The sequence below is a fragment of the Enterococcus sp. DIV0358 genome (assembly GCF_051713465.1).
Taxonomy (GTDB): Bacteria; Bacillota; Bacilli; order Lactobacillales; family Enterococcaceae; genus Enterococcus; species Enterococcus faecalis.
In genome coordinates, this window is record NZ_JBIOPX010000001.1 from 942,501 (window position 1) to 957,906 (window position 15,406).

Here is a 15,406-nt window from a genome sequence, read left to right on the forward strand (position 1 = left end):
ACTTAACCAAAGAATGGATAAGTAAAAGCAACTTGGTTATTTTGATTCAAACTTCAATCCAGTTTTGAGTGAATGAAGATTCAACTCAATAAGAAACAACACCCAGTGTGGTGGCGATAGCGAGAAGGATACACCTGTTCCCATGCCGAACACAGAAGTTAAGCTTCTTAGCGCCGATTGTAGTGAAGGGTTTCCCTTTGTGAGAGTAGGACGTCGCCACGCGATTATTCCGGCATAGCTCAGTTGGTAGTAGCGCATGACTGTTAATCATGATGTCGTAGGTTCGAGTCCTACTGCCGGAGTTTAACATATGAAATATCATGAGTATGTGCTTCTTTCAGCTATGGAGAGTTGTCCGAGAGGCCGAAGGAGCATGATTGGAAATCATGTAGGCGGTAAACACTGTCTCAAGGGTTCGAATCCCTTACTCTCCGTTTCATATTTACAAACTGGCCCGTTGGTCAAGCGGTTAAGACACCGCCCTTTCACGGCGGTAACACGGGTTCGAGTCCCGTACGGGTCATTTATTTTAATAGTAACATTCCTTTTTGGAGGTTTAGCTCAGCTGGGAGAGCACCTGCCTTACAAGCAGGGGGTCAGCGGTTCGATCCCGTTAACCTCCATTACTCGGTTGGTTCCGTGGTGTAGGGGTTAACATGCCTGCCTGTCACGCAGGAGATCGCGGGTTCAAATCCCGTCGGAACCGCCATTTAATGTTGTTACTTGAAATTATTTGAACAAGCTTTTGTTTTAGGCGTGGTAGCTCAGTTGGTAGAGCAACGGATTGAAGCTCCGTGTGTCGGCAGTTCGACTCTGTCTCACGCCATTTATGGAGGAATAGCGAAGTGGCTAAACGCGACGGACTGTAAATCCGTTCCTTAGGGTTCAGTGGTTCGAATCCACTTTCCTCCATTTTAGGGGCATAGTTTAAAGGTAGAACAACGGTCTCCAAAACCGTTGGTGTGGGTTCAATTCCTGCTGCCCCTGCCATTTAATTATTTAATAGATACACTTTTTAAGATTACGGCGATCGTGGTGAAGTGGTTAACACACCAGATTGTGGCTCTGGCATTCGTGGGTTCGATTCCCATCGGTCGCCCTTTGTAATTTTATTGGGGTATAGCCAAGCGGTAAGGCAACGGACTTTGACTCCGTCATGCGTTGGTTCGAATCCAGCTACCCCAGTTTTTTTGTAACAAAAATGGAATATGGCGGTATAGCCAAGTGGTAAGGCAGAGGTCTGCAAAACCTTCATCACCGGTTCAAATCCGGTTACCGCCTTCCAAAATATCTTGCCGGCGTGGCGGAATTGGCAGACGCGCTGGACTCAAAATCCAGTTCCTTCACGGGAGTGCCGGTTCGACCCCGGCCGCCGGTATACTAAAGACTGTTAAATCATTGATTTAACAGTCTTTTTTGTTTATTATTTTCTCGAATACATAAAAAAACCATCTCAAAAAAATGAGATGGAAAGTTAAGTGAGAGAGTGATAAGTATAGTGCGAATAAATACAAGGGGTACAGAAGAATGTGGGGGTTCTGCATCATCGTCATTAAATGTTCCTGCAGTGGGAATATGAATTTCTGTCATATTATATTCAATAACTTGAACTGTGATGATTACAACAGTTCCAATGATTGCTAACATAGTAGTCATACTTTCACTCCTCTCTTAATTTTAAATAAAAGTACTTAACTGATTGACTAGAGACTAAAAATATACATCAACATGAACGTTGAGCTTTAGCACTATACAACGTAAAGATCACTCTTAGCTATTTTGAGAAAAGCCTTCTCCTCGACCAGTCTTGTTCTACTCATTGGTGTCTCTCGACATTTCTGAGCAATAGCCTATGTTTGTATAGGAGCCTCACCTAACTTATTACAAAGAAATAATAGTCTTTTAAGTAACTCTTTGTCAAGACATAAGCAGAAGTCAAAACAGTTCTATTTACAAATGAATGCGACGAACCATTTCTTCTGTTATTTGTTCTACAATATCAATGGTTGTTTTTGGCGAACGTTGATTTCTGGGGATATCGATTGAGTAAATTTTGGCAATACGACCAGGATTTGCATCCATTAATACAACCCGATCAGAAAGTTGGACTGCTTGTTGAACGTCATGCGTGATCATTACAATTGATTTAGTCGCAATTTGATTGTTTAACCAAATTTCTAATAAATCATTGGATAATTGGCTGGCTGTAATGATATCTAAAGCTGAAAAAGGTTCGTCTAAGAGCAATAAACTAGGTTCGATGGCTAAAGCACGAGCAAAGCCTACACGCTGTTTCATTCCACCAGATAACTCTCTGGGATAAGCTTTTTCAAAACCAGTTAAACCAATCATTTCAATGAGATTACTGACTCTTTTATTTATTTGTTCGCGAGAAATTTCTTTACGGTTTTCTAAGCCAAAGCTGATATTTTTTTCAACTGTCAACCAAGGAAAAAGGGCAAAATGTTGAAAAACCATGCCGATATTGGCATCAGGCTCATTAATGATTTTATCTTCAAAAGTAATTTCACCTCTAGTTGTACGAAGAAGTCCAGCGATACTTCTGAGCAACGTTGATTTTCCTGTTCCTGATTGTCCGATAATACTTAAAAATTCATTCGTTTTAACTGTTAAATCAATATTTTCAAGGACTTTTAAATGTTCTGAATGTCCTTCAATTTCAAATTCTTTATATACTGATTTTATGCTTAATAATTCTTTATTTTCCATCGTCTTATTAGATAGGTCAAGGGAAATCACCTATCGTTCTCCTCTCTAGTTTATCTTAAAAATTTAGTCGAGTTGAGTCGTCCAGCTATTAATAGTGAAATTTTTGTTTTGCTGCTCGATATAAAGGTTGCCAAACAAAGGCGATACATAAACCAACAACGAAACACATCGCTAAGGTTCCTAAGGCAGATTTATCTTTTACGCCATCGTTTGCCGCAATATATTGTCCTAGGCCAGTAACATCTATTGATTTTTTGCCCCATTGAATGCTTTCTGCTGCGATATCAGCGTTCCAAGCAGCACCAGCAGCGTTAATAATTGCTGTAATGAGGTAAGGTAAAATAGAAGGGATCAAAAATTTTGTCCACCATTGCCATTTAGATAATTTAAAAAGTTTGGTTACGTCACGAATATCATCAGGGATGGCTAAGTAGCCAGCAATTACATTAAAGAAAAAATACCATTGGCAACCAACCATGATGAGTGGTAAAATCCACCATTCTAATTTGTTGAAGCCCATACTAATAATCAACACAATGAATGGAGTATAAACATTTGACGGAATGGAGCCTAAAATTTGTCCAATCGGTTGAACGATACTTAAGCGCCGATTATCATTCGCAACCCAGATTGCTAAGGGAGTAAAGATAATGCCAGCAACGACCATAGCCAAGGTAACCCGTAGCGTAGTATAAAGGGTTAATCTAGGAATCATGCTGAAATCTTGATGGGGCAAGAAATGATAGAGCTTAATAGAACAATAAACCCCAATAATGGTTAAGCTGACATACCATAATGTTTTGAAGAAATGGCGTAATTTTGCTAGTAATCGATAGAGATAGTCTAGCTTGAAAAAGTACCAAACTTTTGGTAAATCGTAAATCCAAAAATGACTGAATTTCACAAAAGCTTTTGAAAAGTATTTCGTTAAAGTTGCTTTTTTTAATAAATGATAAATGATGGATTTAGGTGGCGTTGTACTTTCGACATCTGTTTCATATTTAAAATAATAAGTGGCTCGAACTAAAGGTTGAAAAACTAAAAAGTTTAAAATCACCACATTGATTAGTAAGGCAAAAACAGCCCATAAACAGGATTTAAAGTCGGCTCGATTTAATGCTACTTGGATATAAGAACCAATTCCTGGTAAATAAAGGTTGGTTTCTTTAGGAAAGGCAACAGAAGCTTGCTCGCTGGCCACCAAGGCAAACCAAGCCGCAGTTTGAGAAATAATAACGTTCCAAAGTAAGCCAGGAATTGAGTAAACAAATTCAAGACGCCAAAATTTTTCCCAAGCATTGTACTTGAACTGATCGGTCACATTGACTAGATCTGAAGGAATAACTTCCATTATTTGATAAAGAGTCAACATGATGTTCCAAGCTTGACCTGTGAAGATGGCAAAAATAGCAACCGCTTCTGCACCCATCACATTTCCTGGAAATAAACCAAGTAACCAAGCAGTTGTAAAGGTCAAAAAGCCTAGTAATGGAACGGATTCAAGGAAATTAACTAATGGTAAAATGACTCTTCTTGCCGTTTTATATTTTACGGCTAAAATACCAAAAACAAAGGAAAACAGGAAGGACCAAGCCATACCCACAATCATTCGAAACATGGTTCGAATTGAAAAGTAAAAAAGATTTGATGGAGATAAGAAATCATCTGTTTTACTTGGTGTTGCGAGGAATTCTTCTGAGGGAAGGGTGTGAAGAGGGCGATTCATTTTTAGCCAAGAGAAGACGATGATAAAAATGAAAATGCCTAAAATGATGAGTAAGGTAAGATTCCCGATACTTTTAGCAAGTAGGGTATTTTTCTTAGATGATGCAGTGACAGCTTTCAATTTAAAAACCTCCAATTAATCATATTAAAGAGGTCGCCGAATAAAAGAAGAAGATTATAGGGTAATCACAATAATTGAGCTTTGGCTTTCTGAGACGTAAGAAAAAAAATTCTAGTTATCTTAGGAAAGCCTTAATTCGACAATCCCTGCTTTACTCGTTACTGTCTCTCGACATTTCCGAGCGATAACCTGTGTTCTTCAGAGTAACCTCACCTAATATGATTCTATTTGATTTACATGCTTATCATACTCGTGACTAAAAATAAAACAATTTCTAGCTGGTTATACCTGAATTACTGTTTGTTGTTATTCTATTCAATGATTCTTAAAAAGATTGCCCACATTCTGTTTTTTTAGGGGAAAATTATCAGATGAGTATGTTATGTAACCCGAGGTTAATAGCGTAGGATGTTGTATTTTTAGTTTGTCTCGTTTACTGTTAAAGATGTAAGTAGTAACTATAAGTGAATGGCTAAAAAAATTAAAAGTAATCTAGCACCTAAATTAAACAACAAAGAAATTTGTTCAGAAGAAAGGAAATTATGATGATTATTTGGTTAAACGGTGCGTTTGGAGCCGGAAAAACGACCATTGCACATGAGTTACAACAAAAACTTCCCAATGCAATCATTTATGATCCAGAAATTATTGGTAGTGCATTGATGGAGTTAGTTCCCGAAGAAATGAAAGAAAATGATTTTCAAGAGTATCAGGAATGGCGTTGCTGGAATGCTCATTTATTAAAACGAATGTCCAAAGAGTCTGGACGGACGATTATTGTTCCAATGACCCTTTATAAAAAAGAATATGAAGAAGAGCTGATTGGTTATTTGAGACGAGCTGGCATTGACGTTTATCATTTTTTGTTAGCGGTCGAGAAAGAAGAAATTTTACAGAGATTATTGAAAAGAAATGATGGAACTTTTGAATGGGGGAAAAATAAGTTGCCCGAAGTACTTGAAGGTTTTCGTCAGATTCAGTTTACCGAGATTTTTAGAAATCATTCAGCTGACACGACAGAAATTGTAGCATCCATTCTTAATAGAATAACCGAATAAAAATAAAATAAGGGACCTAAGCCGAAATGACTTAGGTCCCTTATTTTCTACTTCTTAAGATAATCAACTACCAGCTACCCTGATTTCTTCAAACTTTAAGACCGCACATTTACGACAATCTATTTTTACACTGTCAAAATTTTCTTTCAAGTCTTGCATTTTGTTATTTTTAGCAGTATATTTTAGGTGTACCTAAAATATATTAGAGGTTAACCTTCTAGCGGGAAGGGCCTTTTAAAATTATTGCAAAACGAAAGAAGGAATTGAATTGAAAAATTCAGAAGAACATGAACCAAAGCAAAGACATCATTTGATTGAATATGCAAATGGTCCTTCGCTTGAAGAAATTAATGGCACCATCAACGTGCCTAAAAATATGAGTTTTTGGAAAACGTTATTTGCTTACTCAGGTCCAGGAGCATTGGTAGCAGTGGGGTATATGGATCCAGGAAACTGGTCTACTTCAATTACTGGGGGACAAAATTTTCAATATTTATTGATGTCGATTATTTTAATTTCCAGTTTGATTGCAATGTTGCTCCAATATATGGCTGCTAAATTAGGTATTGTTTCACAGATGGATTTAGCACAAGCGATTCGTGCTAGAACTAGTAAGACGTTAGGTATTGTATTATGGATTTTAACAGAGTTAGCAATTATGGCTACAGATATCGCTGAAGTTATCGGGGGCGCAATTGCCTTATATTTATTATTTCATATTCCTTTAGGTCTGGCTGTCTTCATTACGGTATTTGATGTTTTACTTTTGTTGTTATTGACAAAAATTGGTTTTAGAAAAATTGAAGCTATTGTTGTTGCTTTAATTGTTGTTATTTTTGTGATTTTTGCTTATCAAGTGGCATTGTCAAATCCAGTATGGGGAGATGTAATTAAAGGGCTGGTTCCTAGCGCAGAAGCTTTTTCTACATCGCATGCGGTGAATGGGCAAACGCCACTGACAGGTGCATTGGGGATTATTGGTGCAACAGTGATGCCTCATAATTTGTATTTACATTCTTCTGTTGTCCAAAGTCGTAAAATTGATCGTAAAGATAAAACCGATATTCAACGCGCTTTACGCTTTTCAACTTGGGATTCTAATATTCAATTAACGATGGCATTTTTTGTTAACTCTTTGTTATTGATTATGGGTGTGGCCGTTTTTAAATCCGGCAGTGTCAAAGATCCTTCATTCTTTGGTTTGTTTGATGCTTTATCAAATCCAGCGGTTATGAGTAATTCTATTTTAGCGCATATTGCAGGTTCTGGAATTTTATCAATTTTATTTGCGGTAGCCTTATTGGCATCAGGACAAAATTCAACAATTACAGGAACCTTAACTGGTCAAATTATTATGGAAGGGTTTATTCATATGCGCGTACCAATTTGGTTACGTCGGATGGTCACACGTTTGTTATCTGTTATTCCTGTCTTAATCTGTGTTTTAATGACCAGCGGAAAAAGTACAGTGGAGGAGCATATTGCGATTAATAATTTAATGAACAATTCACAAGTTTTTCTAGCATTTGCTTTGCCATTTTCGATGTTGCCTTTACTGATGTTTACAGATAGCCGTGTTGAAATGGGTGAACATTTTAAAAACTCGTGGTTAATTAAATTGTTAGGCTGGGTTTCTGTCATTGGCTTAATTTACCTCAATATGAAAGGCTTACCTGATCAAATTGAAGGATTCTTCGGTGATAATCCGACAGCGAGTCAAATTACGTTAGCCGATAATATTGCTTATGTCATCATAGCACTCGTCATCCTCTTGTTAGTTTGGACGGTTGTAGAATTATATAAAGGCGATAAACGATATGCACAGCAGCTTGCAGCTATGGAGCAACAAGTAGAGGAGGTTAAATAATGAAATTTTCAAAAATTATGGTTGGTGTTGAAGAGTCGCCAGATGCGTTAAAAGCATTTCATTATGCTATCCAAAAAGCAAAAGAAGAACAAGCTGAATTGGTTATTGTTTCGATTTTAGAAGAGAAGGAGATTAATGTTTACCAATCGTTAGATAAAAATTATTGGCAAGAACAGTTGGCGAAATTAGAGAAACAAACGGAAAAATATCAACAAGAAGCGTTAGCGAATGGCATCGATAAAGTAAGTGTAATTGTCAATGAAGGGAACCCAGGGGAATTAATTATTAATAAGCTTATTCCTTTGAATAAACCAGATTTGTTAATTATTGGCTCCAAGTCAACTAGCAAATTAAAAAGCTTTTTTGGTAGCCAAGCAGCTTATATGGCTCGATATGCACCAATTTCTGTAATGATTATTCGCTAACAAAATTGAAACAGTTAAAAAAGCCGCCACGATTTACTATTCGTGGTGGTTTTTTTATAGTAATTTTTGTTTATATAAATAAACAGCCAAACTTAGTTGTAGCGAACTATCAGGAAATTCTAAAGTTAAGTGAAGAATCTCTTCTATTTTTTTTAAGCGGTAAATAATTGTATTACGATGTACATACATATTTGTGGCAGTCAACGAAATATTTTTATTCGATTGAAAGTAGGTATTGATGGTTTCTAGTAGGGAACTTTCATGTTTTTGATCTTCTTTTTCTAATGGTTCAATCAATCGTTGATATATTTTTTGTTTGGCTTGTTTGGTCAGGGTTTCGATCATTAAACGATAAAAAAAGAGGTCGTCATAATTCAAAATAGTTCGTTGTTGTAATTCTTGACTTGCTTGTGCTAAGTGGAATGTTTCTTGTGCTAATTTATAAGAATCACACAGATTGGTGATTTTTTTGACAGTTGGCCCAATCGCTAATTTAAATGATAATTTTGGATTCAGTTTCATTAGTTGCTCTAGTAAATTCTTGGCAAGATGAGTGGTTTGTGCAAGGTAGGTGGCTTCCTCTTGCGCTGGATTTTCTAGTAATAAAATAAAGCCAGTTTGTGTAGGAAAGGCAGTAATTTTTTGTCGATATCCTTCTAAAATATGATTCAATTGATGGCCAATGCTATTCATTTGAATAGTCGGATTAAACAGTTGTTCCAATTGTTCAATGGCTACAAGCAAGAGACTAAATGTATCTTTTTCATTTAATTGCAGATAATTACTAAATTCTTGCCAAGCTTGAGGATTGGTATTTTTTTCTTGGATAAGGTCTTGAAACAGCGCCCCGATCTTTTGCCTCGTTGTTAAATTTTCCGAAGATTCTAATTGAAGTTGTGGTAAAAGGTAGTGAGCACAGACCTCCACAGATAATAAATCAATCGTCTGTAATTTTTTGGTAGTTTGCCAAATCACTAAGTAAGATAAGCTGAGATTTTTCTTTTTGATGGGTAAAATTCGCAAAGATAACTGATGGTTCGCTAAGGAAAATTCAACAGTCAATGGTTCTTTATAAAATAATAGTAGCTCATTGTTCTGGGCTTTTAAAGCTGTCTCAAACTGTTTTTTGAGAGTCGCGTTGTTTAAAATACTGGTGATTCTTGTTGGCGCATCAGGTAAATCAAAATGATTCATAATCTGAAAACGCTCATCTAAAAGCATTACAGGCGCTTGAATCGCGGCACTTAATACTTCCAGTAATTGGGTACTTTTTCCGCCAGCTTTGATAATTGTATAAAATTTATTATGCATATGAACAGAATGTTGGCTAATCGTTTCGTCAGGTTGATTGACTCGGCGATTGACCAATGAAATAATTTGAGAAAAGTTGTAATTATAAGGGATTGAGAGAATTGGTAATCCGACGTCATTCGCTAATTGGATCATCTCTTGTGGAACTTCATTGAAATAACGTTGGACTTTAAAGCCTAGAGCAGCGCAGTTCATATTTGCTAGTTCTTGAATAAGACGTTTTTGCAAGCAAGGCTGATCTTTGAAAATATAGCCGGTAGTTAATAAAATTTCTCCTGGCGTTAACCAGTCAAAAGCATCAGGATTTTCTAAAATATTTGCTTGTAGAATTGGCGCATCTAAATTGGTCTCGTGCGTCAATAAGGTTAAACCAGGTAGTTCTTCTGCATGGAGTAGATCATTGACCGTCATCATTAGCAAGGCCTCCTTTTGTATGAATTATCTAAAAATTAAGTGTATTTATTGTAAGATGTTACAAAACTATTTTAGGGAAAATAAGGTATCCTTATACTAATAGAAAAAAGTTCCAAGTCATCACGTGATTGGTAGTCACAAGTGACCAAATAAGAACAATCAGCGCTTACAACCCATAGAAACGCATCGTTTAAAGATATAGCAATAGTATACTTAATTTTTAATGCTTTTACTATTGTTTCAGCTACTTTAAATTTCTCAAGTATTTCTATAATCTGTAAGTTTTTTGAGACTCTTATCAGATATGCTTCTTTTTCTATATTTTATCAGAAAATTCTGGTAACTTTGAAGGTTATAGTTTGTAAAATGGAGGGATCGGTATGAAAAAATTAAAAATGTTAGGATGCGTCGGTTTGCTTTTAGCTTTAACGGCTTGTCAGGCGGGAACGGGAAACTCGGCTGATAGTAACAAAGCAGCGGAACAAAAAATTGCAATTAGTTCTGAAGCGGCTATTTCGACAATGGAACCACACACAGCGGGGGATACGACCTCGACTTTAGTCATGAATCAAGTTTATGAAGGACTCTATGTTTTAGGTAAAGAAGATGAATTAGAGTTGGGGGTCGCTGCCGAAGAACCAGCGATTTCTGAAGATGAAACCGTTTATACATTTAAGATTAGAGAAGATGCCAAATGGTCGAATGATGATCCAGTAACAGCAAACGACTTTGTTTATGCATGGCAACAAGTTGCTTCCCCTAAATCAGGATCGATTCATCAAGCTTTATTTTTTGATGTCATTAAAAATGCTAAGGAAATTGCTTTAGAAGGCGCAGATGTGAATACTCTTGGGGTTAAGGCGCTAGATGATAAAACGTTAGAAATAACTTTAGAACGGCCCACCCCTTATTTGAAATCTTTGCTTTCGTTTCCTGTTTTGTTTCCGCAAAATGAAAAATATATCAAAGAACAAGGGGATAAATATGCCACTGATGCAGAACATTTGATTTATAATGGTCCTTTTAAATTGAAAGAATGGGATAATGCCTCTTCCGATGACTGGACCTACGAAAAAAATGATACGTATTGGGATGCTGAAAAAGTTAAATTAACAGAAGCGAAAGTTTCAGTAATTAAGAGCCCAACGACAGCGGTGAATTTGTTTGACTCGAATGAATTGGATGTAGTGAATAAGCTGAGTGGTGAATTTATTCCTGGTTATGTTGATAATCCAGCCTTTCTTTCAATTCCTCAATTCGTCACATACTTTTTAAAAATGAACAGCGTTCGTGATGGAAAAGAAAATCCGGCTTTAGCGAACAACAATATTCGTAAAGCGTTGGCACAAGCTTTTGATAAAGAAAGTTTTGTAAAAGAAGTCTTGCAAGATCAATCAACGGCTACAGATCAAGTAATTCCGCCGGGACAAACGATTGCGCCAGATGGAACAGATTTCACAAAACTAGCTGCTAAGAAAAATAACTACTTAACCTATGATACAGCGAAAGCAAAAGAATTCTGGGAAAAAGGTAAAAAAGAAATTGGGCTGGATAAAATCAAATTAGAATTTTTAACAGATGATACAGACAGCGCAAAAAAAGCTGCTGAGTTTTTCCAATTTCAATTGGAAGAAAATCTAGACGGATTAGAAGTGAATGTTACTCAAGTTCCTTTTACTATTCGTGTTGATCGTGATCAAACGAGAGACTATGATTTAGAATTATCTGGTTGGGGAACCGATTATCGTGATCCATTAACAGTTATGCGCATTTTTACTTCGGATAGTACCTTGGGCGGCGTAACGTTCAAGAGTGATACGTATGATCAATTAATCCAAGAGACTAGAACAACACATGCGGCTGATCAAGAGGCTCGTTTAAATGACTTTGCTCAAGCACAAGATATTTTGGTGAATCAGGAAACGGTTTTAGCACCAATCTACAATCGAAGCATTTCTGTATTAGCTAATCAAAAAATCAAGGATCTGTATTGGCATTCATTTGGACCTACGTACAGTTTAAAATGGGCTTATGTTAACTAATTGAATGAAGGTAGGAAGGGGTTTGTCATGCTTTTAAAAAACTGTAAATTAGAAACAGGATTTTCTACTGTGAATCAGCGAATTGTTGCGACAGAAACAGCTAGCTATGATATTCGAATTGAAAACGAGGTCTGTACTGCGGTCGCACCGCAGTTAAGGCCTTTAGAGAGCGAAACAGTTATCGATGTGAATCAGCAACTCGTTTTACCTGCTCTAAGAGAAATGCATATTCATATTGATAAAACGTATTTTGGGGGACCTTGGAAGGCCTGTCGTCCACTAACGAAAGGAATTTTAACACGTATTGAAGAAGAAACTTGGCTGTTACCTGAACAATTACCAACTAGTTTAGAACGTGCTTGCCAAGTTATTGAGCAGTATATTCAACAAGGCCATTATCATATTCGCAGTCATTGTAATGTAGATCCATCTATTGGAACGAAACATATTGAAATCACTAAAGAAGCATTTAGTCGATATGAACAATACATTACTCATGAAATTGTGGCTTTTCCTCAACACGGATTACTCCGCTCACAAGTCGAACCTTTGATGCGCGAAGCCTTACGCATGGGGGCAACTCATGTCGGTGGCGTTGATCCAGCCCTTGTGGATCGTCATGTGGATCATTCAATTGCAAAAATATTTGAATTAGCTACCACATTTAATAAAAAAATTGATGTTCATTTACACGCCCGTGATACTTTGGGACTTTATGAATTTAATAAATTTGTTGATTATACAGAACAAGCAAAAATGTTTGGCGAAGTCACTTTAAGTCATGCTTTAGCCTTAGGGGGCTTAGAAGAAGCAGCAATTAGAGACATTGCGCAAAAATTCATCGAAACAGGTATTGATTTGACTTCGACTGTACCGATTGGAATGCCCACCATGCCGATTCCAACCTTGGTTGAACAAGGTGTTAAGATCTCCGTGGCTCATGACAGTTTGACGGATCATTGGTCGCCTTTTGGCAGTGGCAATACAATAGAAAAATTAAATACAGCCGCTCAAAGATTTAAAATTAGCGATGAGTATCGCTTGAATCGTTTATGGGGCTTAGCGAGTAATTTTGTAACGCCTCTTGATCCTAACGGGCAGCGAGTTTGGCCTAACGTCGGCGATTCTGCAGATTTCCTACTATTTAATGCTGAGAGCACTGCTCACGTGATTGCACGCCAACAGCCAATCCAACAACTGATACTAAAAGGACAACTGGTTGAAGCCGTTCAAAAGGGGGAAAGAGAATGACAGCATCCATTGTTTATTTGAATAATGTTCGTTTAGAAACTGGTTTTGCTAAAGACCACCACGAATTAACGTATACTAAAACCGCACGCTATACTTTAGCGATTCAAGAAGGCAAAATCCAAGCGATTATTCCGCAAAATCAAGTCACTGAAAAGCAACAAGGCACTGATTTAAACGGACAACTGGCTATTCCCGCTTTTCAAGAGAGCCATAATCACTTAGATAAAACCTACCTTTCATTAGGCTGGCGTGCTAGCCAACCTGTTAAGAATTTAAAAGAGCGTTTAGCAGACGAAGCCAGTGAACTTAAATTGTTAGCGCCGTCAACAGAACAACGAGCGACGGCCATGATTGAAAAATTGATTGGTTATGGAGCCTCTTATATTCGGACACATGTCAACATTGATCCTTATGTAGAACTAGAAAACTTCTGGGGCGTCAAAAGAGCCTTAGAAAAATATGCGCATGTGATTGATTATGATATTGTTGTCTTTCCACAGCATGGATTATTAAAAAATCCCCACACGGTTTTACTCATGAGAGAAGCCCTAAAAAATGGTGGAACAATGGTTGGCGGTTTAGATCCTGCAGGCATTGATTATGCAATTGAAGAATCTTTAGAAACCATTTTTGATCTGGCAGAAGAATTTCAAGTAGGAATCGATATTCACTTGCATGATACGGGGGAAGTTGGCGTTTATACAATTGATAAATTTTTAGACATTTTGGAAGAACGAAAATTTACTCAGCGAACCGCTATCAGTCACGCCTTTGCGCTGCTAGATGTACGACCAGCAGAAAAAGAAAAACTATACCAACGCTTGGCAACGCATCAAACGGCGATTATGTCTACAATTCCCTATGATCCTCGTTATTTATTGCCACCAATTGATGTGTTACGCCAAGCTGGTGTATCGGTTCATTTAGGTAGTGATGGCTTTTTTGACTCTTGGAGTTCTAATGTTTCAGGTGATTTATTTGAAAAATTACGTAATTTTTGTGAAATGACAGGAAAGATTACAGAAGAGCAACTTACTCAAGCTTACGTCCATGGCTGTGGTAAAGAAGCACCTTTTTCATTTGAAGAAGAACGCCTTTGGTTTACAGAAGGCGACGAAGCAAACTTTATTTTTACAGAAGCAGCTTCTACAGCAGAAGTGATTGCTAGAAAACCACAGAAACGCCAGATTATGTTGAAAGGACAATGGGTTTAACTTGCTTTAAAATTAGGTAGAAATAGAATGCTAAAAAGCCAAACAGAGGAAACAGGGTTCAGCTCTGAGCGACGCATAGTGTCAGTCCTGCGGTTACTCGTCACAGTTTAATCCTTATAAAGTGCTTCTGCTCACAACGTGTATCAGCTTTTCAAGTTTGTTTGACTCACTTTAACATAGCACTTTTGCGTATCTTCCTTTATAATAAGACAAAATGAAGGAGATGAACCAAGCATGACTGAACAAACGAGAGAAAACAAAAAAGCAGCCTACGAATTGTGCTTACAACAATTGAGCGGTTTGCTAGAAATAGAAACGGATGCTATTGCAAATTTAGCAAACTCGTCCGCGTTACTTGCACAAACATTACCAGATACCGTTTTTGCTGGGTATTATTTATATAAAGATGAAGAATTAGTTTTGGGGCCTTTTCAAGGGAAAGTCTCTTGTACCAGAATTAAAATGGGCAAAGGTGTCTGTGGTGAGTCCGCGGAAAAACAAGCTACATTGATTGTTGATAACGTGAAGACACACGCCAATTATATTTCTTGTGACTCAGCTGCGATGTCTGAAATCGTTGTACCGATGGTAAAAAATCATCAATTGGTCGGTGTTTTAGATATTGATAGTGGTGTAACAAATAGCTATGATGCGGTTGACCAACTGTATTTGGAAAAATTTGTTACCTTGTTACTAGAAAAATCAGATTTTTAAGCAGACTATTTTTGCTTTCTGACAAATCATGAGAAAATAAAGTATAAAATTTGATCATGAAAGAAGGTGAGTCATTTGTTAGAGCTGTATATAAATTTTAAAGGTGAAGCAAAAGAAGCAATTGCGTTCTATGAAGATGTTTTTGATACAAAATGTCAAAATTTAATGACTTTTGGCGAAGCACCTGAGGATCCTGAGCATCCTATAAACGACGAGATAAAGGATTTAGTGATGAACGCAAGTATCATTATTGAAGGAACCTATGTAATGATTTCAGATGTTCCTGATATGTTTGGTTTTGAAGTTACGGAAGGAAATAACCTTTCGCTCGTGGTTAGCACAGATGATGATGAAAAAATTGATCGCTTATTTAAACGATTATCTGAAGGTGGCACTGTTACAATGCCATTATCTGAAACTTTTTGGTCCAAAAAGTATGGTTCCCTAAAAGATCAGTTTGGCATCCATTGGATGTTTAATTATTATGAAGAAGATTAAAATAAAAAATCCCCAATCCGTTATTTTCATTGGATT

General features: G+C 37.0%; 12 protein-coding genes, 12 tRNA genes, 2 rRNA genes and 2 riboswitches (1 of these 28 running past the window's edge). Of the genes, 22 read left to right on the top strand and 4 right to left on the bottom strand.

The genetic code is table 11. The features are described 5' to 3' along the window. From IGK70_RS04655 to IGK70_RS04720, 14 genes are all read left to right on the top strand, one after another. A 23S ribosomal RNA gene (locus tag IGK70_RS04655) occupies positions 1-10 on the top strand; it begins 2,903 nt to the left of the window's first position. A 96-nt stretch (positions 11-106) separates the two neighbouring features. Then, positions 107-222: ribosomal RNA gene (gene rrf, locus IGK70_RS04660) — 5S ribosomal RNA — on the top strand. A gap of 6 nt (positions 223-228) precedes the next feature. After that, positions 229-302: transfer RNA gene (locus tag IGK70_RS04665), tRNA-Asn, on the top strand. 43 nt (positions 303-345) lie between these two features. Continuing rightward, a tRNA-Ser gene (locus tag IGK70_RS04670) sits at positions 346-434 on the top strand. 17 nt (positions 435-451) lie between these two features. After that, positions 452-523: transfer RNA gene (locus tag IGK70_RS04675), tRNA-Glu, on the top strand. A gap of 27 nt (positions 524-550) precedes the next feature. Further along, positions 551-623 (top strand) — tRNA-Val (locus tag IGK70_RS04680). Positions 624-633: 10 nt separating this feature from the next. Then, positions 634-709: transfer RNA gene (locus IGK70_RS04685), tRNA-Asp, on the top strand. A gap of 44 nt (positions 710-753) precedes the next feature. Continuing rightward, a tRNA-Phe gene (locus tag IGK70_RS04690) sits at positions 754-826 on the top strand. Between the two features lie 5 nt (positions 827-831). Further along, positions 832-912 (top strand) — tRNA-Tyr (locus IGK70_RS04695). Between the two features lie 4 nt (positions 913-916). Then, positions 917-990: transfer RNA gene (locus tag IGK70_RS04700), tRNA-Trp, on the top strand. 36 nt (positions 991-1,026) lie between these two features. Further along, positions 1,027-1,099, top strand: a tRNA-His gene (locus IGK70_RS04705). A 14-nt stretch (positions 1,100-1,113) separates the two neighbouring features. Continuing rightward, positions 1,114-1,185, top strand: a tRNA-Gln gene (locus tag IGK70_RS04710). 25 nt (positions 1,186-1,210) lie between these two features. Beyond that, a tRNA-Cys gene (locus IGK70_RS04715) sits at positions 1,211-1,281 on the top strand. A gap of 13 nt (positions 1,282-1,294) precedes the next feature. After that, positions 1,295-1,378 (top strand) — tRNA-Leu (locus IGK70_RS04720). A gap of 17 nt (positions 1,379-1,395) precedes the next feature. Here IGK70_RS04720 and IGK70_RS04725 read toward each other — a convergent pair. The 3 genes from IGK70_RS04725 to IGK70_RS04735 form a co-directional block, all read right to left on the bottom strand. Continuing rightward, a complete protein-coding gene (locus tag IGK70_RS04725) occupies positions 1,396-1,656 on the bottom strand; it encodes a hypothetical protein (protein WP_010827271.1) in 261 nt (86 codons plus the stop codon). Positions 1,657-1,720: 64 nt separating this feature from the next. Beyond that, a riboswitch (M-box (ykoK) riboswitch) is annotated at positions 1,721-1,888 on the bottom strand. A gap of 62 nt (positions 1,889-1,950) precedes the next feature. Then, on the bottom strand, positions 1,951-2,730 hold the full coding sequence (locus tag IGK70_RS04730) for an ABC transporter ATP-binding protein (protein ID WP_002360638.1): 780 nt from the start codon (positions 2,728-2,730) through the stop codon (positions 1,951-1,953). 88 nt (positions 2,731-2,818) lie between these two features. Beyond that, entirely contained in the window at positions 2,819-4,591 is a 1,773-nt protein-coding gene (locus tag IGK70_RS04735) for an ABC transporter permease subunit (protein WP_002384764.1), read from the bottom strand. A gap of 44 nt (positions 4,592-4,635) precedes the next feature. After that, positions 4,636-4,804: riboswitch (M-box (ykoK) riboswitch) on the bottom strand. Between the two features lie 314 nt (positions 4,805-5,118). Here IGK70_RS04735 and IGK70_RS04740 point away from each other — a divergent pair. The 3 genes from IGK70_RS04740 (at position 5,119) to IGK70_RS04750 (ending at position 7,926) form a co-directional block, all read left to right on the top strand. Further along, entirely contained in the window at positions 5,119-5,634 is a 516-nt protein-coding gene (locus tag IGK70_RS04740; protein WP_162782995.1) for an AAA family ATPase, read from the top strand. Between the two features lie 268 nt (positions 5,635-5,902). Beyond that, entirely contained in the window at positions 5,903-7,501 is a 1,599-nt protein-coding gene (locus tag IGK70_RS04745; RefSeq protein ID WP_104855718.1) for an Nramp family divalent metal transporter, read from the top strand. Further along, positions 7,501-7,926 carry a universal stress protein gene (locus IGK70_RS04750; RefSeq protein ID WP_002358161.1) on the top strand — a complete coding sequence of 142 codons (426 nt, stop codon included), beginning with the start codon at positions 7,501-7,503 and terminating at the stop codon, positions 7,924-7,926. Before IGK70_RS04745 ends, IGK70_RS04750 begins: the two co-directional genes overlap by 1 nt. 54 nt (positions 7,927-7,980) lie before the next feature. On the opposite strand, the gene IGK70_RS04755 is transcribed toward IGK70_RS04750, so the two are convergent. Continuing rightward, entirely contained in the window at positions 7,981-9,651 is a 1,671-nt protein-coding gene (locus tag IGK70_RS04755; RefSeq protein ID WP_002358159.1) for a PucR family transcriptional regulator, read from the bottom strand. Positions 9,652-10,031: 380 nt separating this feature from the next. Between IGK70_RS04755 and IGK70_RS04760 the strand changes: the two genes are divergently transcribed. The 5 genes from IGK70_RS04760 (at position 10,032) to IGK70_RS04780 (ending at position 15,370) form a co-directional block, all read left to right on the top strand. Beyond that, positions 10,032-11,693, top strand: a complete 1,662-nt coding sequence (locus IGK70_RS04760; protein WP_002363656.1) for a peptide ABC transporter substrate-binding protein — start codon at positions 10,032-10,034, stop codon at positions 11,691-11,693. Beyond that, entirely contained in the window at positions 11,694-12,944 is a 1,251-nt protein-coding gene (locus IGK70_RS04765) for an amidohydrolase family protein (RefSeq protein ID WP_162782996.1), read from the top strand. Further along, the gene (locus IGK70_RS04770; protein WP_002371358.1) at positions 12,941-14,158 is read left to right on the top strand and encodes an amidohydrolase; all 1,218 of its coding nucleotides are present in this window, start codon (positions 12,941-12,943) and stop codon (positions 14,156-14,158) included. Before IGK70_RS04765 ends, IGK70_RS04770 begins: the two co-directional genes overlap by 4 nt. Before the next feature lie 234 nt (positions 14,159-14,392). Further along, positions 14,393-14,872 (top strand): GAF domain-containing protein, encoded by a 480-nt coding sequence (locus IGK70_RS04775; RefSeq protein WP_002360627.1) that lies wholly within the window; start codon positions 14,393-14,395, stop codon positions 14,870-14,872. Positions 14,873-14,938: 66 nt separating this feature from the next. After that, the gene (locus tag IGK70_RS04780) at positions 14,939-15,370 is read left to right on the top strand and encodes a VOC family protein (protein ID WP_002382065.1); all 432 of its coding nucleotides are present in this window, start codon (positions 14,939-14,941) and stop codon (positions 15,368-15,370) included. The last annotated feature ends 36 nt before the right edge of the window (positions 15,371-15,406 follow it).

Coding starts and splice junctions, on each gene's coding strand:
- IGK70_RS04725 (WP_010827271.1), bottom strand. CDS start 1,656: ATGACTACTATGTTAGCAATCATTGGAACTGTTGTAATCATCACAGTT.
- IGK70_RS04730 (WP_002360638.1), bottom strand. CDS start 2,730: ATGGAAAATAAAGAATTATTAAGCATAAAATCAGTATATAAAGAATTT.
- IGK70_RS04740 (WP_162782995.1), top strand. CDS start 5,119: ATGATGATTATTTGGTTAAACGGTGCGTTTGGAGCCGGAAAAACGACC.
- IGK70_RS04750 (WP_002358161.1), top strand. CDS start 7,501: ATGAAATTTTCAAAAATTATGGTTGGTGTTGAAGAGTCGCCAGATGCG.
- IGK70_RS04755 (WP_002358159.1), bottom strand. CDS start 9,651: ATGATGACGGTCAATGATCTACTCCATGCAGAAGAACTACCTGGTTTA.
- IGK70_RS04760 (WP_002363656.1), top strand. CDS start 10,032: ATGAAAAAATTAAAAATGTTAGGATGCGTCGGTTTGCTTTTAGCTTTA.
- IGK70_RS04770 (WP_002371358.1), top strand. CDS start 12,941: ATGACAGCATCCATTGTTTATTTGAATAATGTTCGTTTAGAAACTGGT.
- IGK70_RS04775 (WP_002360627.1), top strand. CDS start 14,393: ATGACTGAACAAACGAGAGAAAACAAAAAAGCAGCCTACGAATTGTGC.